This window comes from Nannocystis punicea, from assembly GCF_026965555.1.
Lineage (GTDB): Bacteria > Myxococcota_A > Polyangia > Nannocystales > Nannocystaceae > Nannocystis > Nannocystis punicea.
Genome location: NZ_CP114040.1, coordinates 8,307,763 through 8,328,192, shown reverse-complemented (window position 1 = coordinate 8,328,192; position 20,430 = coordinate 8,307,763). Strand labels below are relative to the sequence as shown.

General features: G+C 72.5%; 19 protein-coding genes. 13 read left to right on the top strand and 6 right to left on the bottom strand.

Annotation, left to right across the window (positions count from 1 at the left end; genetic code table 11):
• Positions 1–5: 5 nt before the first annotated feature.
• Positions 6–1,049 (top strand): D-alanine--D-alanine ligase family protein, encoded by a 1,044-nt coding sequence (locus O0S08_RS32020; RefSeq protein WP_269033167.1) that lies wholly within the window; start codon positions 6–8, stop codon positions 1,047–1,049.
• A 147-nt stretch (positions 1,050–1,196) separates the two neighbouring features.
• Complete coding sequence (locus O0S08_RS32015) at positions 1,197–1,559, top strand: AgmX/PglI C-terminal domain-containing protein (RefSeq protein ID WP_269033166.1); 363 nt, start codon at positions 1,197–1,199, stop codon at positions 1,557–1,559.
• Positions 1,560–1,584: 25 nt separating this feature from the next.
• On the opposite strand, the gene O0S08_RS32010 is transcribed toward O0S08_RS32015, so the two are convergent.
• Positions 1,585–2,082 carry a PaaI family thioesterase gene (locus O0S08_RS32010; protein ID WP_269033165.1) on the bottom strand — a complete coding sequence of 166 codons (498 nt, stop codon included), beginning with the start codon at positions 2,080–2,082 and terminating at the stop codon, positions 1,585–1,587.
• Between the two features lie 84 nt (positions 2,083–2,166).
• On the opposite strand from O0S08_RS32010, the gene O0S08_RS32005 reads away from it, so the two are divergent.
• Complete coding sequence (locus tag O0S08_RS32005) at positions 2,167–2,931, top strand: helix-turn-helix domain-containing protein (protein WP_269033164.1); 765 nt, start codon at positions 2,167–2,169, stop codon at positions 2,929–2,931.
• Between the two features lie 76 nt (positions 2,932–3,007).
• Here O0S08_RS32005 and O0S08_RS32000 read toward each other — a convergent pair whose 3' ends face one another.
• Positions 3,008–3,997, bottom strand: a complete 990-nt coding sequence (locus tag O0S08_RS32000) for a hypothetical protein (RefSeq protein ID WP_269033163.1) — start codon at positions 3,995–3,997, stop codon at positions 3,008–3,010.
• 937 nt (positions 3,998–4,934) lie between these two features.
• Between O0S08_RS32000 and O0S08_RS31995 the strand changes: the two genes are divergently transcribed.
• Entirely contained in the window at positions 4,935–5,426 is a 492-nt protein-coding gene (locus O0S08_RS31995; protein WP_269033162.1) for a hypothetical protein, read from the top strand.
• A gap of 17 nt (positions 5,427–5,443) precedes the next feature.
• Here the strand turns inward: O0S08_RS31995 and O0S08_RS31990 are convergent, their stop codons facing one another.
• Complete coding sequence (locus tag O0S08_RS31990) at positions 5,444–5,578, bottom strand: hypothetical protein (protein ID WP_269033161.1); 135 nt, start codon at positions 5,576–5,578, stop codon at positions 5,444–5,446.
• 199 nt (positions 5,579–5,777) lie between these two features.
• On the opposite strand from O0S08_RS31990, the gene O0S08_RS31985 reads away from it, so the two are divergent.
• Entirely contained in the window at positions 5,778–7,013 is a 1,236-nt protein-coding gene (locus tag O0S08_RS31985) for a cytochrome P450 (RefSeq protein WP_269033160.1), read from the top strand.
• A 304-nt stretch (positions 7,014–7,317) separates the two neighbouring features.
• Here O0S08_RS31985 and O0S08_RS31980 read toward each other — a convergent pair whose 3' ends face one another.
• The gene (locus O0S08_RS31980; RefSeq protein ID WP_269033159.1) at positions 7,318–8,355 is read right to left on the bottom strand and encodes a hypothetical protein; all 1,038 of its coding nucleotides are present in this window, start codon (positions 8,353–8,355) and stop codon (positions 7,318–7,320) included.
• A 163-nt stretch (positions 8,356–8,518) separates the two neighbouring features.
• On the opposite strand from O0S08_RS31980, the gene O0S08_RS31975 reads away from it, so the two are divergent.
• The 5 genes from O0S08_RS31975 (at position 8,519) to O0S08_RS31955 (ending at position 14,434) form a co-directional block, all read left to right on the top strand.
• Positions 8,519–10,267, top strand: a complete 1,749-nt coding sequence (locus O0S08_RS31975) for a tetratricopeptide repeat protein (RefSeq protein WP_269033158.1) — start codon at positions 8,519–8,521, stop codon at positions 10,265–10,267.
• Positions 10,268–10,358: 91 nt separating this feature from the next.
• Complete coding sequence (locus tag O0S08_RS31970) at positions 10,359–11,567, top strand: aminotransferase class V-fold PLP-dependent enzyme (RefSeq protein WP_269033157.1); 1,209 nt, start codon at positions 10,359–10,361, stop codon at positions 11,565–11,567.
• Positions 11,564–12,571 (top strand): methyltransferase, encoded by a 1,008-nt coding sequence (locus tag O0S08_RS31965; protein ID WP_269033156.1) that lies wholly within the window; start codon positions 11,564–11,566, stop codon positions 12,569–12,571. Before O0S08_RS31970 ends, O0S08_RS31965 begins: the two co-directional genes overlap by 4 nt.
• A gap of 140 nt (positions 12,572–12,711) precedes the next feature.
• The gene (locus tag O0S08_RS31960) at positions 12,712–12,888 is read left to right on the top strand and encodes a hypothetical protein (RefSeq protein WP_269033155.1); all 177 of its coding nucleotides are present in this window, start codon (positions 12,712–12,714) and stop codon (positions 12,886–12,888) included.
• Positions 12,878–14,434: a phenylacetate--CoA ligase family protein gene (locus tag O0S08_RS31955; protein WP_269033154.1), complete on the top strand. Its 1,557-nt coding sequence runs from the start codon at positions 12,878–12,880 to the stop codon at positions 14,432–14,434. The genes O0S08_RS31960 and O0S08_RS31955 overlap by 11 nt, the downstream gene beginning before the upstream one ends.
• A gap of 83 nt (positions 14,435–14,517) precedes the next feature.
• Here the strand turns inward: O0S08_RS31955 and O0S08_RS31950 are convergent, their stop codons facing one another.
• A complete protein-coding gene (locus O0S08_RS31950) occupies positions 14,518–15,201 on the bottom strand; it encodes a hypothetical protein (protein WP_269033153.1) in 684 nt (227 codons plus the stop codon).
• Between the two features lie 437 nt (positions 15,202–15,638).
• Between O0S08_RS31950 and O0S08_RS31945 the strand changes: the two genes are divergently transcribed.
• Positions 15,639–17,747, top strand: a complete 2,109-nt coding sequence (locus tag O0S08_RS31945; RefSeq protein ID WP_269033152.1) for a prolyl oligopeptidase family serine peptidase — start codon at positions 15,639–15,641, stop codon at positions 17,745–17,747.
• 41 nt (positions 17,748–17,788) lie between these two features.
• Positions 17,789–18,415 carry a hypothetical protein gene (locus O0S08_RS31940; RefSeq protein ID WP_269033151.1) on the top strand — a complete coding sequence of 209 codons (627 nt, stop codon included), beginning with the start codon at positions 17,789–17,791 and terminating at the stop codon, positions 18,413–18,415.
• Between the two features lie 7 nt (positions 18,416–18,422).
• Here O0S08_RS31940 and O0S08_RS31935 read toward each other — a convergent pair whose 3' ends face one another.
• A complete protein-coding gene (locus tag O0S08_RS31935; protein ID WP_269033150.1) occupies positions 18,423–19,154 on the bottom strand; it encodes a hypothetical protein in 732 nt (243 codons plus the stop codon).
• A gap of 262 nt (positions 19,155–19,416) precedes the next feature.
• On the opposite strand from O0S08_RS31935, the gene O0S08_RS31930 reads away from it, so the two are divergent.
• Positions 19,417–20,265 (top strand): ATP-grasp domain-containing protein, encoded by an 849-nt coding sequence (locus O0S08_RS31930; protein WP_269033149.1) that lies wholly within the window; start codon positions 19,417–19,419, stop codon positions 20,263–20,265.
• Positions 20,266–20,430: the final 165 nt, after the last annotated feature.

The window sequence follows — 20,430 nt, the reverse complement described above, 5'->3', positions numbered from 1 at the left end:
CCCCCATGCGGATCGCCATCACGTATCACGTCGCTTCCTCCACCGATCCGCCCGCGGCCGCGCTCCTCGGCGAGCCCGAGCTGTCGGCCGCCGCGCGCGACGTCCACGCCGCGCTCGCGCCGCTGCACGCCTGCACTCTGGTGCCGGTCGGCGACTCGATCCCCGCCGCGCTGGCGGCCGTCCGCGCTGCCGCGCCCGACATCGTGTTCAACCTCTGCGAGGGCGCCGTCGGCCGCACTCAATTCGAGGCCCACCTGGCGCTCGGCCTCGACATGTTCGGGATCCCCTGCTGCGGCTGCGACCCGGTGACCCTCGCGCTCTGCCAGGACAAGCCGTTCGTCAAGCAGTTCCTGCGCCAGACCGGCGTGCCGACCCCGGCCGGCTTCGCCGTCGCGCCGGGATGCTCCGAAGAACATGTCCTCGGGGACATCCGCGAATTGCTCGCCCGCGCGGCCTCGGGCCGGGTCATCGTCAAGCCGGCGCGCGAGGGCGGGGGCGTCGGCATCGACGGCGGCAGCGTGTGCGTCGACGCCGAGGCGGCGCTGGCCCGCGCGCGTCAGGTGTGGGCCCGCCACCATCAGCCGGCGCTGATCGAGGCCTTCGTCGACGGCCCCGAGTACAACCTCGCGCTCTACCACGCCGGCCCGCGCGGCCTCGTCGCCTTGCCGCCGGGACAGATCGTGTTCGGGCCGACCCTCGCCGGCGGGCGCCGCGTGGTCGGCTGGACCGCCAAGTGGGAGAGCTCCTCGCCGGAGGCGCAGGCGACCGAGAGCCGGATCGCCGACGACCTCGACCCCGCCGTCCACGCCGAGATCGTGGCGGTGTGCACGCGCGCGGCCACGTTGCTCGGCATGACCGGCTATTGCCGCTTCGACCTCCGCCTCGCCAATGGCGCGATCCAGATCATCGACGTCAACGCCAATCCCGACCTCGGCCCGGGCTCCGGCTTCCGCATGGCCCTCGCCGCCGCCGGCGTCTCGTTCGCCGATTTCCTCGGCGAGCTGATCGCCGCGCGCGTCCCCGCAGTGTCGCTCGCGCCCGCGGCCTGAAGCCCCCCCGAGCTCGCTGCGGGCCCGGCAACGCCCTGGCAACGCCGCGCGGGCCCCTTTTGAAAAAATCGCGAGAAAGATCGCGGCCGTCGGGAACCTCGCGCTCGGGCGTCCGTGAGACGGGGCGAACGAAGGAGACGCGACCCCATGCGCAAGATGTTCTCGCTGTTGATGCTCACCACGATCGTGACCGCGGCCGCCCCGGCGCGCGCGGATGACGAGACGCTCTACCAGAGCCTGATCCGGCGGATCGTGCGCGCCCACATGCCGGAGGTCCGCGCCTGTTACGACGAGGGCCTGACCCGCAAGCCGGAGCTCGCCGGCAGCCTGACGGTGGACTTCGAGATCGGGACCGACGGCCACGTCGTCCGCAGCGAGGTCAAGGACTCGACCCTGGCCGACGCGAAGGTCGAGGCCTGCGTCGCGGCGACGGTGCGGGGCTGGCTGTTCGTCCGCCCGGACGAGGGCACGGTCAAGGTCAGCTATCCGTTCGCGTTCAAGCCGGAATGAGGTGTGCCGGGCGGTCGGCGCCAACTCACTCGCCGGCGCGCGTCAGCAAGCACGTCGACGAACCGCGGGCGAGCACCCGGCCGGCGCCGTCGCGGAGCTCGGCGTCGGCGAGGCCGACGCGCCGGCCGCTGCGGACCACTCGACCCTCGCAGACCAGGAGGCCGCTCTCGCGGGTGATCGGCCGCAGGTAATCCACGGACAGGTTGATGGTCGTCCAGCTGTCCCCGATCTCGAGGGTCGACAGGACCGCGCAGCCCGAGGCGCTGTCGACGAGCGAGGCCGCGAGGCCTCCGTGGACGGTGCCGATGATGTTGTAGTGGAACTCCGACGGGGTGCAGACCACGACGACGCGGCCGGGCGCGGCCTCGTGGATCCGCATGTCGAGGGCGGCGCCGATCGGGAACTGAGGCAGCTCGCCGGAGGCGATCGCCTGGAGGTAGGCGAGACCCGAGCGCTCGGCACCGGCGCGGGCAACGGCGAGCGGGTCGTCCCAGGTGATCGTGCGGGTACGGGCGGGTTCCATCGGCGAGGAGCATGGATCGGGGCACGTGGGCCGTCCACGGGCGCCTCGGTTCGTATCCAAAGTCGATACCGATGGTATCGGAGCATGATACGCATCGAACCGATGACCGACGCCGACCGCATCCTCGCCGCCCTCCGCCAGATCCTCCGCGAGCAGGGGTTGACCTACGCCGAGCTCGCACGTCGACTTCACCTCTCCGAGGTCACCGTCAAGCGGATGTTCTCCGGCCGGCGGATCTCCCTCGAGCGCCTGCAGCGGGCCTGCGACGCGGTCGGCGTCTCGCTGTTCGATCTCGGGCGCCGGGCCCGCGCGCAGGCCGAGGCCGAGCCTTACCGCCTGACCATCGCCCAGGAGCGCCGCCTGGTCGCGGACGTGGGGCTCTTCTACTTCTTCTGGATGATCGTCCACCGCCACGGCCTCGCGTCGATCTGCCGGCGCTACCGCGTGCCGCTCGAGCGCGCGCGACAGTGGCTGGGCGAGCTCGATCGCATGGAGATCATCGAGCTCAGGCCCGGCGATCGTTTCACCCTCAAGGTCCCGAGCAACGTCGTCTGGAACGAGGATGGGCCGATCGAGCGGCTGATCGTCGCCCGCTCGCTGCCCGTGTTCATGCAGCGACGCTTTCGCCGCGAGGACGAGTATTTCCGGTTCGTCGTCGCCAAGCTGACCCCGGAGTCGATCGCGGCGTTCCGCGCCCGCCTGCGCGAGGTCGCCGAGCAGATCTTCCAGCAATCGGTCGACATCGACGCGATGCGCTCCGACTCGCGGACGATCGGCGCAGTGGTGGCGTTCGGGCCCGCGGACTTCTCGTTGCGCAACGTCGTGGTCGGGGCGAGGGCGGCGACGTAAATGCCTCGAGGGACCCGCAGCGCGCGCCGCGGGTCCTTGGTGTGCGATCAATGTCGGCGGCCGGGTGGGCTCGATGTCAGAGCATCCAGGGGCAGTCCAGATCGGAGCCGTAGCAGCTCGAGTTGAACCCCGCGGCAAAGTGGAAGTGGTCGCCGCTCGCGTCGTTGGCGTCCCAGCGGTGCAGCTCCTCGTCGTAGTCCCAGTCCGAGCAGGCGAAGATCCCGCAATCCCAGTCCCACGGACTGTTCAACCACGCCTCGCGCATGGCGTTCTGCAGCACGTTCTGGGTGAAGGTCGTGCTGCCGTCGTACTGGGCGCGGAGGACCACGTTGCCGATGTACGGAGCGAGCGTCGCCGACGAGGTCTTGGCGTCCGTGTAGGCGTAGGCGCCGCCGCCCCAATTCGGCAGGCACGTCTTGAAGTCCGCCTCGGAGCCGTAGCACACATTGTCCGTGAACCACTGGCCGTCCGCCGCGGTGAGCGGCGTCACCGTGCCGGCGTCGGCGGCGGCCAGCGACGGGGCGGGCAGCTCGTGCTTGCGCTGGCCGCCGCGCGCCGCGAGACGCTCCTCCGCGAGCGCCTGGGCCTCGACCAGGGCCTCCGGCACCTTCGCGTCCGCGCCGGCCAGGCGGCGGTACTCGTCGGCCATCGAGCCGGCCGCGAGCGCCCGCACATCGAGCGCCCGCGGGGCGCCGAGAGGACGGCTCTCCGAAGTGATGAGGACGCCTGTTTCGGACTCGTAGAAGCCGACCTCGTGGCCCGGGGCCACGTTCACCCGGGCCACCAGGTGGTTCAGCTCGTCGAGCTTGGGCTGAATCGCGGCGAGGGCCGCGAGCGCCCGCGCGTCCGCGGGGTCCTTGTCCAGCAGCGCGTTGATCTGCTTCAGCGAGGCGGCGGCCGCCTCGTGCGTGGCCGGCTCGACGTCGATCGGGGCGGTCAGCGGCAAATCAGTCGCGTCGGCGTCGTCGAGCGCCTCGGGCGCGGCGCTACTGTCCGAATCGCCCGGATCGCACGCGAAGAGCTGAGGTAGCGCGAACGTGATGAGAATAGCGAGGGTTCGTTGCATCGGTCCAATTCCCTGGTTGAAACAGCGCAGTCGTCGCAGCTCCTGAATCACGGCGCAGAGAGCCTCACTGCGAGGTCTCGTCGCCGCGCCCACTGCCTGCGCCTGACAACCAGTGCCGGACGCCTCCGATTCAATTGCCCTGAATCGTCGGTCGGCTCGAGAATCGTGCATGAGCGGATCCGCGCGGTCTCGCCGAATGCGATGGGAGCCGACGGGCAGGTCGCGCCAATCGGGCCAGGTGAAGCGCCGACGAAGCCGCGTGAAAGGACCTGCTTGCGACCCCGATGCCGCGATCGGGCCTGCCTCGCCGTCGGTCGTTCCCTGAGCGTCGCGCGTCCGGGCGTCCTCTCACTCGTCGTATTCGTCGATCGATCGACCTCCGGCGGCGAGCGATCCAATCGGTGATCGGGGGCTGGCGACCGCGATCGTGACGCGGACCCTGTCGCGGCCGTCGACCGGATCGCCGATGGCGACGACCTGCAGGAGCTGCTCGCGTTCGAGTCGACGACACCGTGATCCGCAACGCCTCGGCGCGCCTGCGCGGCAACTCCTCGCACTGGCCCGACCAGAAGAGGATGCAGCTCGAGGTCTCGTTCGACGCGCGTGACAGGAAGGGCCGGTTCGAGGGCCGCGAGCACGTCCTGTTCGACGCAGCCGAGTACGACCGCAGCTTCCTGCGCGACCTTCTGGGGTCGGCGATCCGTCGAGGCTCCGAACGGCAACCTCTACGAGCGCAGCGGCGGCTCGAGCCAAGACCGGAAGACCTCCGAAGAGGGCCCGAGCGAGGCCACGTCGAGCCGCTGGGCGCCGCGTCGATCGTCGTCGAGCTGCGGGCGGTGATGAACCTCGACTGGCTGAAGTGTCGGCAGGACGGCGGCGCCGACCTCGATCACGACGGCAGTGCGACGGCGCGTGAGCGCGGCTATGCTGGCCCGCGATGGCCAGGCGGGGCGGGGACGAGGGCAGGGCGGCCGCGGGCGCGCTGGCGCTGGTGCGCCCGGGCCTTACCGGCTTCGGCGGCAGCCTCGACCCGCGCTGGAACCTCGCCGCGTTCCGCACCGCCTGCCACGCGATGGCGCGTGCGGTGCCCCGGACCGAGCTCGGCCCGTGCGAGGGTCCGCACGCGTCCGCCGAGTACTACCGCGCCCGCGTCGATCACGAGGGCCGGCGCCTGTGGCTGCTGCTCAACGCCATGCAGCCGGTGCTCGCATTCGCCGAATGGGGCCAGCGCCTCGATTATCGGTTCGTCGACGCCCCCGCGCTGGCCGCCGCATTCTACGGACCGCATCAGCTCGCCGCCGCGGCCCAGCTCGAGACCCGGCTCGCGCCGCAGGACTGGGAGACCAGGCTCACCGGCGAGGAGCTCGAGCAGGCGCGTCACTGGCGGCCGGAGCGCGTCGGCGACCTCGTGTTCTGCTGGTGGGATTGACCGCCGGCCGCCGGCGTTCACGGGCGCTCCACCGCCCCCGCGCGGGCGGCGAACGGGCGCTTGGGGGCGATCGGCCGCAGCGCGGCGAGCGAGGGTACATGTCCTTTGAGACATGCGAGGCCGCCCGCGCCGGGGAGCGCGCCTCGCTCCAATCAACACAGTTACCCGCCGCGACAATGGGGTGTCCCCCCGAGCGGCGCTCGCGGTGATTTCGTCGCGGTCGCTCGCGCGCGCGCAGCGGTTGCTGCGCGCGGCCGCGGCGGCCCGGAGCGGACGCGTCCGTGCGGTCTCGGCCGCGCGCGCGGTCGCCGGAGCCTGTCGACGCTCCCGCGGATGTGCTACGTCGGGCCAATGCTGGAAGCGAGCGCTCCGTCCGAGTTGAAGTTCGATCCGTTCGACCCCGCGTTCGTCGAGGATCCCTATCCGACCTACCGTCGATTCCGCGAGCAGGCCCCGATCTACGCGTGGGAGCAGGTCAAGGGGCACATCGTGTTTCGCTATCACGACGTCATGGCGCTGGTCCGCGACCCGCGGCTCGGCACCGATCCGACGCTCGGCGGCGGCTTCTCGCCCGAGCTGCGCGCGGCCTGGCCGGACTACGTCGAGATGCGGGAGAACGACCTGCTCATGATGCGGCCCGAGGCGCACGCGCGGGTGCGCAAGCTCGTCACGCCGCTGTTCGGGCCGCGCCAGCTCGAGGCGCACCGGCCTCGCGTGGAGCAGATCATCGCCGAGGTGATCGGCCGGCTGCCGGAGCGCGGCGTCATCAACGTGTTCCGCGACTTCGCCCAGACCTATCCGGTGCGGGTGATCGCGGCGCTGCTCAACATTCCCCCGGGCGCCGAGGCCGAGTTCATCGCCTTCGCCGACGCGCTGATCGCCACCATCTTCCCCGGGCTGTCGCCGGAGAGGTTCGCCTCGTACATGCCGGCGGTCTCGCGCGGCCGAGAGATCGTGCGCGCCGTCATCGCCGACCGGCGCGAGCGGCCGATGGCCGACGACCTGATGACGCACCTCATCAGCGCGTGCGACGACGCCGATCGCCTGAGCGACGGCGAGCTCGAGTCGCTGATCGGCGGCCTCATCATCGGCGGCTCCGACACGACGGTGCACCTCACCACCTACGCGATCCTCGAGCTGCTGCGCCACCCCGACCAACTGGCGCTCCTGCGCGCCGACCCGTCGCTGGCCCGCCTCACGCTCGACGAGACGCTGCGCTACAACTCGTTCGGCCGCGGCGGCGGTCTGGCGCGCTTCGTCGTCGAGCCGTTCAGCTGGAACGGCGTCGAGTTCCACCGCGGCCAGCCCCTGTTCCTCAACATGGCGAGCGCCCTCCGCGACCCCGAGTTCGTGCCCGACCCCGACGTCTACGACATCCGCCGGCGCACCAATTCGAGCCCGTGGTTCGGCCACGGCCCGCACTTCTGCCTCGGCGCCTCGCTCGCGCGGCTCGAGGCCGAGACCGCGCTGCAGCAGTTCCTCGCCCGCTACCCCACCCTCGAGTTCGCGGGCGAGCCGGTCTACGGCAACCACCCGATCTTCCGCGACATCCTCGACCTGCCGGTGCGCGTCGCCGTCGCGCAATAGGAGCCTGTCCGGGAAATCGCGGAGCCGAAGGCGCGGCGCCGGGGCGCTCCGGTCACGGCGAGCTCGGAGCGTCTCAAGTCATGGACAGGCTCCGGTCGCCGTTGCTCCCGGCGCGCTGCGGTTGCTCGGCGCCGTCGGTGTTGCTCCCGGCGAGCAGGGGACGATCGAGCGCGAGCGTGCGCTCGTCGATGTTGCACGCGATGTGCAGGTGTCGCTCGGCGAGCAAATCGGCGGCTGCGGGCCGACGCCGAGCTGGATCAGGAGCTCGACCTGCTTGCTGACACGGCGCCGGATCGAGCGGGGCTCAGAACACCGAGGCGTCGTCGACGAGGAGCATGACGAACTGCGCCGGCGCGGTGTCGTCGCACGTGATCGGATCGAGGAGGCGGCTGGCGTGGTCGAGCCAGACGATCGTCGGGAGCGGAAAGCCGTAAGCGCCCCCCTGCCCGCTGCGGAGCGTGAGCTGGGTGTTCATGTCGCGAAGCGGGTACTCGATGCTCAGCTCGAGGAGCTGGCGCTGGCCACACGGATCGGGCTGCGGGTCGCACGGGGCGGCGATGGTGATCTTGCGCTGGTAGAAGTCCTCGACGGCGACGCCGGGTGGGGCGAGGGCGTCGGCCCGGACCGCCCGCAGGTCGGTGAGCTCGGCATGGAGCCTCAGCCACTCGCGGCCCCACGGGGCGTCCGCGGTGCGGTAGGTGAGCTGCGCCGCGCCCGGGCTCCACACGAGCTCGCGTTTGGGGTCGAGCGCGTAGTGCAGCACGATGTCCTCGAGCTGCCCCTGGACGGGGCACTTGAGGCTCACCGTGACGTCCAGGCCGATCATGTTCGAGTCGACGATCGTGCAGTTGGCCGAGATGTCCTTGCCGGCCAGCGCGGGCGGGACCTCGAGGCTCCACGTAACGTCGACGTCGTCGGCGTCCTCGCACAGCTCTCCGCCGGTGGTCTCCGGGATGTCGGCGGTCGTGACGGGCGTGTCCGTCGTGCTCGTCGTATCCGTCGTGCTCGTCGTGCTCGTCGTCTCGCCGGTCGTGTCCGGGGTGTCGCCGGTCGTGTCCGGGATGTCGCCGGTCGTGGTCGTCGTCTCGCCGGGGCCGGTGCTCGTCGCGTCGGGCGCGGTGGTGTCGACGGGGTCGGTCAGGCCGGTGGAGGGCTGGGATTGCGTGGTGTCGGGGACGCCGGTGACGTCCCCGGAGGTCGTCGGCGACGGCGAGGTCGTGGTGACGGGCGCCGGTTCTTCAGTGGTGCCGCTGGTCGTGGCGGGGTTCGTCGTGGTCTCGGGGGGCGGACCCTCGGGGCCGCAGGCCGCGAGCGCGACGAAGAACGCGAGACGTCGAAGCATGCCATACTGTACGACGCGGCCGCGCGCCACGATAGGGGAACAGAGGATGTCTCCAGGGACAGGTCGCTCGCGCCTACGGCGTGTGAGTTTGCGTGGCCGCCAGGACCGGGTGCGCGCCGCGACAGCGTCGAGCGGTCGGCATCCAGGTTGCGAGGCACTCTGCTTGTCAGACATCACGACTCTTTCGAATCAGCCCCTCGGTCCATCCCCTCGTCCTCGGGTTTCCCGGCGCGGAAGTGCGGCCGCTCTAATGGTGCTCCTCACGGGTACGGGATGCGGCGCGGGTGCGGTGGGCAAAGTGGTGCGGCCGACCCAGCCCACCGCGGGCGAGGCGCTCGGCACCGTGGACGTGGAGTGCCGGCCGGAGGCGACGGATGCGCAGCCGTTGGTCGTCGACCTGCCGTCGTCGGGGCGTGTCGACCTCGAGGTCGCCATGAAGGAGGGCGTCGCCGTCGTGGCCTACGACTGCAAGACGATGCGGCTGTTGACCGGCTGCAAGGCCACCGGTAGCTACGATTTCGCCGGTGTCAGCCGCAAGGAAGAGGTGATCAAGCTCGAGGATCAGGGCGAGATCGCCGCCAACCTGCCGTTCAACGGCGTCAAGATCTCCGGCGGCCTCGAGCGCGGGGCAGCGCTCGACCTGGCCCTCGTGTTGATCGGCAAGCACAGCACGATGGTCGACGCGGTCCGCAGGTTCGAGCTCGCGGGCCGCTGCGACGGCGCGACCCACTTCGTGCGCTCGGCCAGCGTCGGCGCGTTCGCGCTGGACGTCGGCACGCGCGGCGAGGCGCGACTGGTCGCCGATGTGTTCGGCGCCCACGCCGGAGCCGCGAGCACGAGCCGGCGCAAGAGCGTGAACCACGACGGTGACCTCGCCGAGTGCCGGTCGGCGACGCCGGACGACGCCACGCCGCCCGCTCAGTGCCGCTCGGCGATCCGCCTCGAACTGGTGCCGATCGCGGCGACGGGACCCGAGGTCGACGCCACTCCGGTGCCGGCGACGATGAGCCTGTCGGGCCTCGCTCCGCTCGCGGATCCCTGTCCCGAGGGGTTCGTGCTCACCGCGGGCAAATGCGCCCCCAGGGCCAGCGCCCAGGTGTTCCTCTGCGGGCCAGACGATCGGCAGACCTGCGAGGACCAGTGCGCGAAGGGCAGCACGGGGAGTTGCTACAACCTCGGGCACCTCCTCACGGGGGTGAAGGATCTCTGCAAGGAGTCGAAGGCGGACAACTGCCTGGCCGTCGGCGTCGTGCCGGATGGAGACCCGAAGTACGCGCAGTACGTCGAGGGGGCGAAGGCCTACGAGAAGGCCTGTGAGGGCGACGTGGCGGCCGCCTGCTATTACGTCGGGCGCCATCACGAGGATGGGGTGCTCGGAAAGTCGAAGGACGACGTCCGGGCCGATCAACAGTTCGAGCGGGCGTGCATGCAGGGACACGCGATGTCTTGCCTGCACCTCACGCAGAAGTACGAGGGCAAGGACCGCAACGATCCGCGCGCCGTCAAGTATGCCCAGCGCGCCTGCGATCTCGGGCTGAAGCCCGGCTGCTTCAGCGCCGTCGCCAAGTACCTCAAGGGCGAGGGCACGCCGAAGCGACCGGATGCGGCCGAGGCGATACTGACGCGCACCTGCGACGCCGGCGAGGGCAAGCGCTGCGCCGAGCTCGGGATGCTGAAGCTCGAGGGGCATCTCGGGCCGAAGGACGTGGCGAAGGCGCTCGCGGTGTTCTCACGCGGATGCGAGCTGAAGTACGCGAGCTCGTGCGTGATGCAGGCGCAAGCGCACCTCGGACAGTGGGGTGTGCCCCTGGACCGCGAGAAGGCCCGGGAGGCCTTCCAGAAGGGCTGCGCCGCCGAGGGGGAGAAGTCCAAGGCGTGCGTGGATCTGGCGAAGCGTCTCGCCGAGCCCTGACGACGCGTGCCGCCACTTTCGCGCCGGTCGCTCGCGCTCGCGGGCCGGCGCGCTTGTCCGGCCCGCGCCGGCCTCGTAGAGTGCCAGGAGCGTGCTGTTCGACGTGGCCCGTCTGCGCGACGACTTCCCGCTGCTGCAGCAGGGCCCGGGTCGCGCGCCGATCGCCTACCTCGACAACGCCGCCACCACGCTCAAGCCGCTGCCGGTGATCGAGGCGGTGCGCGGCTATCTGGCCGACTACAGCGGCAACGTCCACCGCGGTCAGCACGCGCTGGCCGATCGCGCGACCGAGGCCTACGAGGGCAGCCGCCGCAGCGTCGCCCGCTTCCTCGGCGCGCGCGCGTCCGAGGTCGTGTTCGTGCGCGGCACCACCGAGGCGATCGGCCTCGTCGCCGGCGGCCTCGGCCTGCAGGCCGGCGACAACGTGGTCGTCAGCGTCCTCGAGCACCACTCGAACCTGCTGCCGTGGCGCGCCCGCTGCGGCGTGCGGGTCGTCCCGCTCGCGGCCTCGGGGTTGCCCGATCTGGCGGCGGCCGAGGCTGCGATCGACGCGCGCACCCGGCTCGTCGCCATCACCGCCTGCTCCAACGTCACCGGCGTCTACGTCTCGGTCCGGGCCTGGGCCGAGCTGGCGCACCGCAAGGGCGTGCCGCTGCTGGTCGACGCGGCCCAGCTCGCCGCTCACCGGGGGATCGACGTGCAGGGCCTGCAGTGCGACTACCTCGCGCTGTCGGGCCACAAGCTGTTCGCGCCGCCCGGCGTCGGCGTGCTCTACGGCACCCAGGCGGCGCTCGAGCGGCTCGAACCGGTCCAGCTCGGCGGTGGTTGCGTCAAGCACGTCGGCCTCGACCTCGACTACGAGCTGCGCGAGCTGCCGTGGCGGCTCGAGGCCGGCACCCCGGACATCGCCGCGGCGATCGGCCTCGGCGCCGCCGTCGAGTACCTCGAGGACCTCGGCCTCGACGCCATCGAGCACCACGAGGACGGCCTGCGCGAGCTCCTCGACGCCGAGGTGGCGAGCTTGCCCGGGCTGCGCAATCACTCGCCGTCGCCCGCGCGCGCGCCGATGCTGACCGTCACCGCCGAGGACGGCGCGCTCGGCAGCGAGGTCGTCGCGCGCGTGCTCAGCGACAGCTATGGCGTCATGGTCCGCGCCGGCCACCACTGCGCTCACCCGCTGCACGCCGCGCTCGGCCTGCCGGCCACCCTGCGCGCCTCGCTGGCGTTCTACAACACCGAGGACGACGTCCTGCGCCTGCGCGACGGCCTGCGGGCCCTGCTGCGCCGGGGAGCCGGATGACCCGGCGCCGCGCCGCGGCGGACGACGAGCTGTACCTCACCGTCGGCGCCTACGTCGTGCCGCAGCTGCTCTACGCCGCCGCGCGCCTGGGCCTCGCCGATCTGCTGGCCGCCGGTCCGCAGGGCCTCGAGGACATGTCCAGAAAGACAGGCTCTCACGCCGGCACCCTCGCGCGCGTGCTGCAGGCGCTCGCCAGCGTCGGCGTGTTCGCCCGCACCCGCGACGGCCGCTGGCGCCTCACCCGCGCGGCCGAGCCGCTGCTCAGCGACCACCCGCGCTCGCGCCGGGCCGCGATCCTGTTCGCCGGCCACGAGCAGCACCTCGCGTGGGGCGCAGTGATGCACACCGTGGCGACCGGGCAGCCCGCCTTCGATCACGCGTTCGGGCATTCGCTGCACCAGCACCTCGCCCGCGACGAGGCGGCGATGACTGCCGCCGAGGCGCTGCGGGCCCGGCGAGCCGGGCGGCGCGACCCGGCCGTCGTCGACGCGCTCGACCTCGGCGAGGCGCGCTCGATCGTCGACGTCGGCGGCGGCGGCGGCGAGCTGTTGATTGCGATCCTGTCCCGAAGACCAGGCGTCTGCGGGGTCTTGGTCGAGGCCCCGCACGTCGCCGAGCGCACGCGGGCGCGGCTGCAGGCGCTGGGCTGGGGCGACCGCTGCGAGGTGGTCGCCGCCGACGCGCGCGAGGAGCTGCCGGCCGGGCACGATGTCTACCTGCTGGCCGAGGTGGTGCACTGCCACGAAGACGTCGACGCTTCCCGGATCTTGCGCAACTGTCGCGGCCCGCGGGTGGTCGTGGTCGAGCGCGTGCTGCCGGCCGGCGGGCGAGCCTCCGCGGATCGTCTCGCCGATCTGCACATGCTCGTGATGTACGGCGGGCGCGAACGGACCCGGCGCGAATACGCCGAGCTGTTCGGCGCGGCGGGTCTGCGCCTGCGTCGCGTCACGCCGACGACCTCGTGGGTGTCGCTCCTCGAGGCCGCGCCGCGGGTCGCTCGATAACGATTCGCGCGATCCCGGGCTGCGTGCAGTGCACAATGAGCGGACCCCGCGCTTCGGCCCGCGGGCACGCGTTTGACGGCCCGCGCGCGCCGGGGCTACGCTGGCCGCCCGCCTTCGATTGACGGGAGTAGGAGACCAGCATGGCGATCAAGAATCAGCGCACCCAGGAGACCCAGAGCCCCGAGGCCCAGCCTGGCGAGAAGGACCGCAAGCCCCGCGAGAAGGCCGAAGGGGCGCTCCGCCGCGACATCGGCCGGATCGCTAGCCACATCCGTGCCGGCGGCCAGGGCGGCGACGACGGCGGCAGTGACGTCTGAGCCGGAAGCCCCACGCCCGCCGGACCCGCCGCGGCTGCGGTCGGAGCTCCGGTGGCGCGATGCGCCCTCCGAAGACGGGGCGCTCCTCGTCGATCCGTCGACCGGCCGCGAGTTCGCGCTGTCGCGGGCGCAGGCGGTGCTGCTGCAGACATTCGCCGAGCACGGCGACATTCGCCGCACCGCGGCGATCGCCGGCGAACGCCTCGACCTCGACATCGACGAATCATGGCTCCTCGAGCTGCTGGCCGCCGTCGCCGCGCTCGGGCTGCTCGCCGAGCCGGGCGTGGACGCCGAGCAATTGAGCGAGCGCCAGCGGCTGGCGCGGCGCCGCCACTACGAGGATTTGCGGGCCGAGAAGCTGCGGGCCCTGCTGCCGCGCCTGCGCGAGCTGCCGTACTACGCGCGCACGCTCGACGACTCGTCGTCAGGGCTGGCGCGCCTGCCCGTGCTCGACAAGGCCTCGGTGCGCGCCCACTTCGCCGAGTTCCTGCCCGAGGCCATGCCTGCAGGCGAGATCCGCTGGCTCTCGACCTCCGGCACCACCGGCGAGCGGCAGCAGGTCGTGCGTTCCATGGTCGACTGGGACGCCTCGCAGCCGTACACCTGGGCCCTCAACCGCACGATCGAGGCCGCCCGCGGCGAGCGCTTTTGCCGGCTCACCACCCCGTTCTGCGACGGCAGCGAATGTCATCTGCGCGGCGCCTCCCGGGCCGAGCGGACCCGCGGGCCGCGCCTGTCGCTCGACGGCGGGTTCGACATCGCCGCGCTGCCGCCGGCCCGCCTCGAGCAGATGGCGGCCGAGCTGCGCGAGCACGAGCCGGCGTACGTCCTCGCCGATCCGTCGTACCTGGCGATGTTCGCCGACCAGGCGCTGCGCCGGCGCCTGCCGCTGCCGCGCCTGCGCTTCGTGGTGACGGCGTACGAGCTGTGCAGCGCGCTGCACCGGCGGATCCTCGAGCGAGTGTTCGAGTGCCCGGTGTTCGACGCCTACGGCGCGACCGAGTACGGCGCCCTCGCGGTCCAGTGCGAAGCCGGCCGCTATCACGTCAACCCGGAATCGTTCGTCACCGAGCTGCGCGACGACGAGGCCGGCGACGACGCCCGCGAATTGCTCGTCACCACCCTCGACAAGCAATTGATGCCGCTCCTGCGCTACGCCACCGGCGACCTGGTCCGCCCCGCCGACGCGCCGTGCACCTGCGCGTGGAGCGAGACCGACACCTTCGCCAGCCTCGAGGGCCGCGCCGTCGACAGCGTCCGCGCCCCCGACGGCCGCCGCCTCGCCGCAGCCGCGGTCGACCGCGTCGTCGCCCCGGCCGCGCGCGGCCTCGTCAGCTATTGCCTGGTCCAGCGCGCCGAGGCGCTGTACCGCCTGGAGTACCTGCCCGCCGAGGACTTCGTCGAGGCGTCGATGCCCGCCGTCGCCGCCGCCCTCCGCGCCGCGCTCGGCCCGGGCGCGCGGGTGCAGCTGACGCGCTGCCGGGAATTGTTGCCGGCGAGCTCCGGCAAGTTCCGCCTGGCCCGCGCCGACCTGCGGTCGCGATGACATGTCCTGAAGGGCATGTGTCATGACTGTCGCTCAGGACATGTCTTGAACGACATCCTCCGCCGGGCGGGCGCGCGGCCGGCTCAATCCGGCGACGACGCGTGCTCCCACCAAGTGAGGGCGACCGTCAGCAGCACCAGCGAGCGCCGCAGCTCGGGCGTCACTTCGGCTGTCCCGTCGAACAGGTCGATCCGCAGCTCGCGGACGATGTCGGCGGCCAGCAGCGCCTGCTCGTGCTCGTCGACCCAGGTGATGTAGCCGACCGGAGCCTTGGTCGAGCGCAGGAAGCCGTGGCGCAGCTGCAGGCGCCGGCCGTGGGCCAGGAGCTCGCCCTGCCAGCACTCGGGGCGCACCAGAGTGCGGGCCGCCCCCACGTGTCTCGCGGGACAGTCGCCGCCCGGCGCCAGCCACAGGTGGAGCGCGGTGGGATCGGCGCGCGACCAGCAGCCGAAGCGCGTCCGCGGCACGCCCGGCCCCGCGGGCTCGGTGGCGCAGGCGATGCCGGGCTCCGGATCGTCGACGTAGGCGGCAGCGAACCGGAACTCGGCCACGTAGGCGCCGAGCCCCGAGATCACCGAGGCGGCCTCGACGTCGACGCGGATGTGGGTCCCGTCGGGCAGGTCCCAGCTCAGCGGCGCGGCCCCGTACATGACGCCTCGCGTGGGCGTGACCACCTGCGACGGCTTCGCCGCCTCGGGCCAGCCGGCCGGGTAGGTGACCGCGCAGGCGAGCAGGACGACGAAGGGAGCGAGCGCGAGGGCGTGCACGGAGCCCTCGAACCATACCGACGCGGGCGACATTCCCCCTGCACGGCCGCGCAGTGCCGACCGGCCTCTTCCTCACGTCCGCCGGGGCCGACCCGATGCTCGGGGCGGTGACGACGAGCCTGTCGCAAGGGACAGGCGCGTGGCGAGTGCCCCGGACCGAGGTCGCGTCGGAGCTGGTACAAGAGACATGTCGAGGGCCTGCGCCTGGCGCATGTCCCAAGGGACACGTGCGTGACCGGTTGCGATGTGCGAGGTCCGTTCGAGTCCTCGCATCGGCCGCTCGCCGCACACATCCGGGCGGCGCCTCGCCTGGCGGTCCCGGCGCGTCCCGACGTGCAGCGAGCCGTCCGCGCGACCTCGGGCTCCGCCCCGGTCGCACCTCCTCCGTCGCCTCAAGCCGCTGGACAGCGGCCCCGACCCGCGGGCATCGTCTCGTCATGCTCCGCGCCGTCGCGCTCGTCCTCGGCCTCGCCGGCGCGCCCGCGGCCCCGCCGGCCGCTCGCACGGTCGACCACGTCGTCCGCGAGCTGCACGGCGAGACCCTGCGCGACGAGTACGCCTGGCTGCGCGCAGGGCCCGAGGACGCCGCGGTGCGGGCCCACCTCGCGGCCGAGAACCGCCACGCCGACGCCTGGCTGCGACCGCACCGCAAGCTGATGCGCGCGCTCGAGCGCGAGATCGAGGCCATCACCTACGTCGACGACGAGGACGCCCCGGTGCGCCGCGGCGAATGGCTGTACTGGAGCCGCCAGGGCCGCCGCGACGAGCACCCGGTGTACCTCCGCCGCCGCGTCGACGCGCGCCCGGGCGAGCCCCCGCAGGTCGTCCTCGACCTGCAGCGGCTCGCCCGCGGCCGCGATTTCCTCGACCTCGGCGTGTTCGAGCTCAGCCCCGACAATCGCCTGCTCGCCTATTCGCTCGACGACGTCGGCGGCGAGGACTACACGCTGCACATCCAGGAGCTCGCGACCGGGGCGCTGCGGCCGGAGCAGATCGATCGCGTCACCTCGGCGGCGTGGAGCACGGACGGCCGCGAGCTCGTGTACACCGTGCGCGACGACGCCTTCCGCTCGTACGCGCTGCGCAGCCGCACTCTCGGGGGCGACGATCGCCTGATCTACGAGGAGGCCGATCCGCGCTTCGACATCTACGTCGAGCGCAGCCGCTCCGGCGAATGGTTGCTCGCGCGCAGCGCCTCGGCCACCACCACCGAGGTGCGAGTCGCCCGCGCCGACGCGCCGGCCGGGAAGTGGACGGTGATCGCCGCCCGCGAGCCCGGCCACCTCTACGACGTCGATCACGCCGGCGACGATTTCTATATCCGCAGCAACCGCGGCGCCCCGCACTTCCGCGTGGTCGCGGCCGCCGAGGACGACCCGACCCCCGCGCGCTGGCGCGAGATCGTCGGCGAGCGGCCCGGCGTCGCCCTCACCCACCTCGACGCCTTCACCGGCCACCTGGCCCTCCTGCAGCGCGAGCGCGGCTTTCCGCGGCTGGTGTTCGTCGACCTGGCGACCGGCCGGAGCGTGCGCGCCGGCGCCGAGGAGCGCCGTCGCGGCCTGTCCCCGCGGACAGGTGAGATCGTCGACATCAGCCCCGGCGACAACCCCGATCCGGCCGCCACGCGCTACCGCGTCCACCTCACCGCAGTGCACGCGCCCGACGACACGGTCGACCTCGCGTTCGCCGACGGGGCCGAGACCCTGGTCCACAGTCGACCGGCGCCGGTCGCCTGCGGCAGCAACTCCGGCGCGTTCGCCTCGACGCGCGCCGACGACGGCACCGAGCTCCTCTACATGTACTTCGCCGGCGCCGGCCCGCACGCCGGCCCGCGGCCGATCCTGCTCGAGGCCTACGGCTCGTACGGCTTCGCCTCGGACCCCGACTTCGACGCCGCGCGCTGCGCCCTGATGAACCGCGGCGTCGACTTCGTGGTCGCCTGGGTGCGCGGCGGCGGCGAGCTCGGCGAGCCGTGGCACGAGGCCGGCCGCCGGCGCGGGCGCACGAACGCCGTCGGCGACCTGCTGGCAGTCGCGGCCCACCTGATCGATCGCGGCTACACCACCCGGGAGATGCTGGCAGTCGCCGGCGTCAGCGCCGGCGGGGCGCTCGTCGCCTCGGCGCTCAATCAGCGCCCCGAGCTGTTCCGCGCCGCGGTCCTGCGGGTGCCGTTCCTCGACGCCCTCGGCACCATGGCCGACCCGACCGCGCCGCTCACCACCACCGAATACGAGGAGTGGGGCGACCCGACAGTGCGCGCCGACTACGACGTGATCCGCGGCTGGTGCCCCTATTCCAACCTCGGCCCGCGCGCCTATCCGGCCCTGCTGGTCGAATCCTCGCTGGCCGACGCCCGCGTCGCCTACCACGAGCAGGCCCGCTACGTCGCCCGCCAGCGCCGCCTCGCCAGCGGCGGCGGCCCGACCCTTTTGCGCACCGAGGCCCACGCCGGCCACGCCGGCCCCAGCAGCCGGCGCGAATGGCTGCAGAGCCGCGCCTTCGAGGCCGCCTTCCTGTTGGCCCAGCTCGGCCGCGCCGACCGCTGAGCCGTGATTCGCCGCACCTTAATTAGGGACTGGAGCTTTTCATGATCGAGGCAAGAGCGTTGTGGACATTATTGCCGGCGGTGATCCTCGCCGGCGGTTGCAGCAAGAACCCCGGCGGCACCGAGGCGACGAGCGAGACCGACCCGGTCCCTGCGAGCGCCAGCGAGACCGCCGCGGATCCATCCCTTGCGAGCGCCAGCGAGACCTCGGCCGGCACTGCGACCGCGAGCGGCAGCGAAACCACCGACGGCCCCGTGACCTCCACGGGCTCCTCCACCAGCACCACCGACGCGCCGACGTCGGACCCATCGACGACGGGCTCGTCCACCGGGGCACCGGCGACGCCCTGTCACCTCAACTTCACCGAGGCCGCGTGCAAGGCCGGCGTGGATTGCGTGTTCATCCCCGGCCTCGAGGTGTCCGTGCGCGACGGCGAGTGCGTGTTCGGCGAGCTGGGCGAGGTCGGCTTCTGTTATCACCTGGAAGGCGGCGGCCCCGACGCGCCGTCGGGCTACTTCGAGGTCGAGACCGGCCGGGTGGTCGCGTTCCCCAACACGCCGACTCCGCCGCCCGCAGGCTGGGAGAAGTGCACCTGCGGCGCGCCGTCCCCCGAGGCGTGCCAGCTGTGCGCGGGCGAGTGCGGTGTCGACAGTAACACGAGCTTTTGAGCGGGCGTCATGGCTTCGCCTGCTGGCGCTCCCACCACGCCAGCCAGATCGCGGCCGCGGCCAGCAGCATGAACGCGAACGGCCCGTGCAGGGCCGCGTGGCTGAGCTGGAGGATCCACCCGGCCACGCCGAGCAGCACCAGGGCCGCCCACGGGCCCTGCTTGGCGAAGAAGCGGGCGGCTGCGGCCAGGGCGGTCATGGCGAAGGCCGCCCATGAGCCCGTCTCGCTGATGAACGAGCCGACTCCGCCGACCCACGGATCGACCCACGTGGCGTCGAGCGCGACGATGACTCCTTGTAATTCCTGGTCGCTGAGCTCGCCGCGCGCCACCATCTCTTGAGTCAGGACGATCGTGCGGCCGAGGCCGATGCCGCCGATCGAGTCGAGGGCGGTGTAGTAGATCAGGAACACGAACGAGGCGAGGCGCGACAGCCAGGCGCACGCGACCGCGAGCGGGCCGTGGACGGTGCGGACGTCGCTGACGAGCAGCCACACGCCGACGGCGACCAGCGCCATCATCGGCGTCTGGATCATGTGCAGGGTGAACCACCAGTCGGGGCCGAAGTAGGCCAGCGCCTTGTGCGAGGCGTCGTGCGCCTCGGGCTGCGACAGATACGCGTACATCCCGGGGTGCTCGGTGAAGCCCGCCGGGTGGAACAGCTCGATGACCGTCAGCACCAGCGGCGCGACCAGCAGGCACACCCACCACAAGATCCTCTGATACGTCTCGTGTCGCACCCGAACACCTCCAAACCCTTCGACGATGCAATGAACCGCGCCGGGGCGCAAGACGAGGCGAACAGGGGCGCGGCCGCGCGGCGCGATCCGTGGGAACGACGTGATTCAATGGAGTGTCTTTCGGGACATGTCGATGCATATCCGGCGGGGACGGCGTTCGTCTTCGGGCCGGCCGCGTCCTCCGCGCCTGGGCGCGCAGGGGCCTGCGCAGCCGCGGGCGCGGGCGACGGCCGGGCGCGATTTCGGCTATCCTCCGCCCGCCATGCGCGTCGCCCTCGCCACCTGCCTCCACAAGCCCGAGCCCGACCCCGACGAGGAGCTGCTCGTCGCCGCCCTCGCGCGCGCGGGGCTGGGGCCGCGCGTGCTGGCCTGGGACGACCCGGAGGCGGCCTGGCACGAGGTCGACCTGTGCGTGCTGCGCTCGACCTGGAATTATCCGCACCGCCCGGACGACTTCCTGGCGTGGGCGCGGCGGGTCGCCGGGGTCACGCGAATGCTCAATCCGCTGCCTGTCCTCGAGGACAATTATCATAAGAGTTACCTGGCGCGGCTGGCCGCCCGCGGCGTCGCCGTGGTCGACACTGTGCACCTCGCCCGCGGGGCCGCGCCCGAGCTCGCGGCCCTGCTGGACGAGCGCGGGTGGTCGCGGGCGGTCGTCAAGCCGGCCGTCTCGGCCGCCTCCCTGGGGACGTGGCGGATCGACCGCGCCGAGGCGGAGCTGAGCCAGCAGCGCTTCACCGCGGACGTGGCGCTGCGCGACACGATGGTGCAGCCGTACCTGCGCGGGGTCGAGGAGCCCGGGGAGCGCGCGCTGATCTGGATCGACGGCGCCCTGACCCACGCGATCCGCAAGACCGCCCGCTTCGCCGGCGAGCACGAGCGCGTGTCGGAGGCGCTGGCGATCGCCGACGACGAGCGCGAGCTCGCCGAGGCCGCCCTGGCGCCGCTCGCCGCTCGCCTGCTGTACGCCCGCGTCGACGTGGTCCGCGACGACGCCGGCGCGCCGCGGATCATGGAGCTGGAGCTGATCGAGCCGTCGCTCTACCTCGCCGAGCACCCGCCGGCCCTGGCGCGCCTGGTCGCGGCGATCGTCGCCCGCACGCGCGAGTGACGGGCAGTACCCGACACGTCTGGTCGTGGCAGTCGTCGACTGCACGCACGAGTGACGGGCGGGTCACGGACACACCTCGCAGCGAGGCGGACCGACGAGGCCGCATTCGCCGCGAGCCACGCGATGCACGACGAGCGCGCCGGCGGCCGCTCCTGGCTGCGCGTC

Excerpts from the sequence above, each read along its gene's own strand:
- O0S08_RS32020 (WP_269033167.1), top strand. The coding sequence starts at position 6 with ATGCGGATCGCCATCACGTATCACGTCGCTTCCTCCACCGATCCGCCC.
- O0S08_RS32015 (WP_269033166.1), top strand. The coding sequence starts at position 1,197 with ATGCGCAAGATGTTCTCGCTGTTGATGCTCACCACGATCGTGACCGCG.
- O0S08_RS32010 (WP_269033165.1), bottom strand. The coding sequence starts at position 2,082 with ATGGAACCCGCCCGTACCCGCACGATCACCTGGGACGACCCGCTCGCC.
- O0S08_RS32005 (WP_269033164.1), top strand. The coding sequence starts at position 2,167 with ATGATACGCATCGAACCGATGACCGACGCCGACCGCATCCTCGCCGCC.
- O0S08_RS32000 (WP_269033163.1), bottom strand. The coding sequence starts at position 3,997 with ATGCAACGAACCCTCGCTATTCTCATCACGTTCGCGCTACCTCAGCTC.
- O0S08_RS31995 (WP_269033162.1), top strand. The coding sequence starts at position 4,935 with ATGGCCAGGCGGGGCGGGGACGAGGGCAGGGCGGCCGCGGGCGCGCTG.
- O0S08_RS31985 (WP_269033160.1), top strand. The coding sequence starts at position 5,778 with ATGCTGGAAGCGAGCGCTCCGTCCGAGTTGAAGTTCGATCCGTTCGAC.
- O0S08_RS31980 (WP_269033159.1), bottom strand. The coding sequence starts at position 8,355 with ATGCTTCGACGTCTCGCGTTCTTCGTCGCGCTCGCGGCCTGCGGCCCC.
- O0S08_RS31965 (WP_269033156.1), top strand. The coding sequence starts at position 11,564 with ATGACCCGGCGCCGCGCCGCGGCGGACGACGAGCTGTACCTCACCGTC.
- O0S08_RS31960 (WP_269033155.1), top strand. The coding sequence starts at position 12,712 with ATGGCGATCAAGAATCAGCGCACCCAGGAGACCCAGAGCCCCGAGGCC.
- O0S08_RS31945 (WP_269033152.1), top strand. The coding sequence starts at position 15,639 with ATGCTCCGCGCCGTCGCGCTCGTCCTCGGCCTCGCCGGCGCGCCCGCG.
- O0S08_RS31940 (WP_269033151.1), top strand. The coding sequence starts at position 17,789 with ATGATCGAGGCAAGAGCGTTGTGGACATTATTGCCGGCGGTGATCCTC.
- O0S08_RS31930 (WP_269033149.1), top strand. The coding sequence starts at position 19,417 with ATGCGCGTCGCCCTCGCCACCTGCCTCCACAAGCCCGAGCCCGACCCC.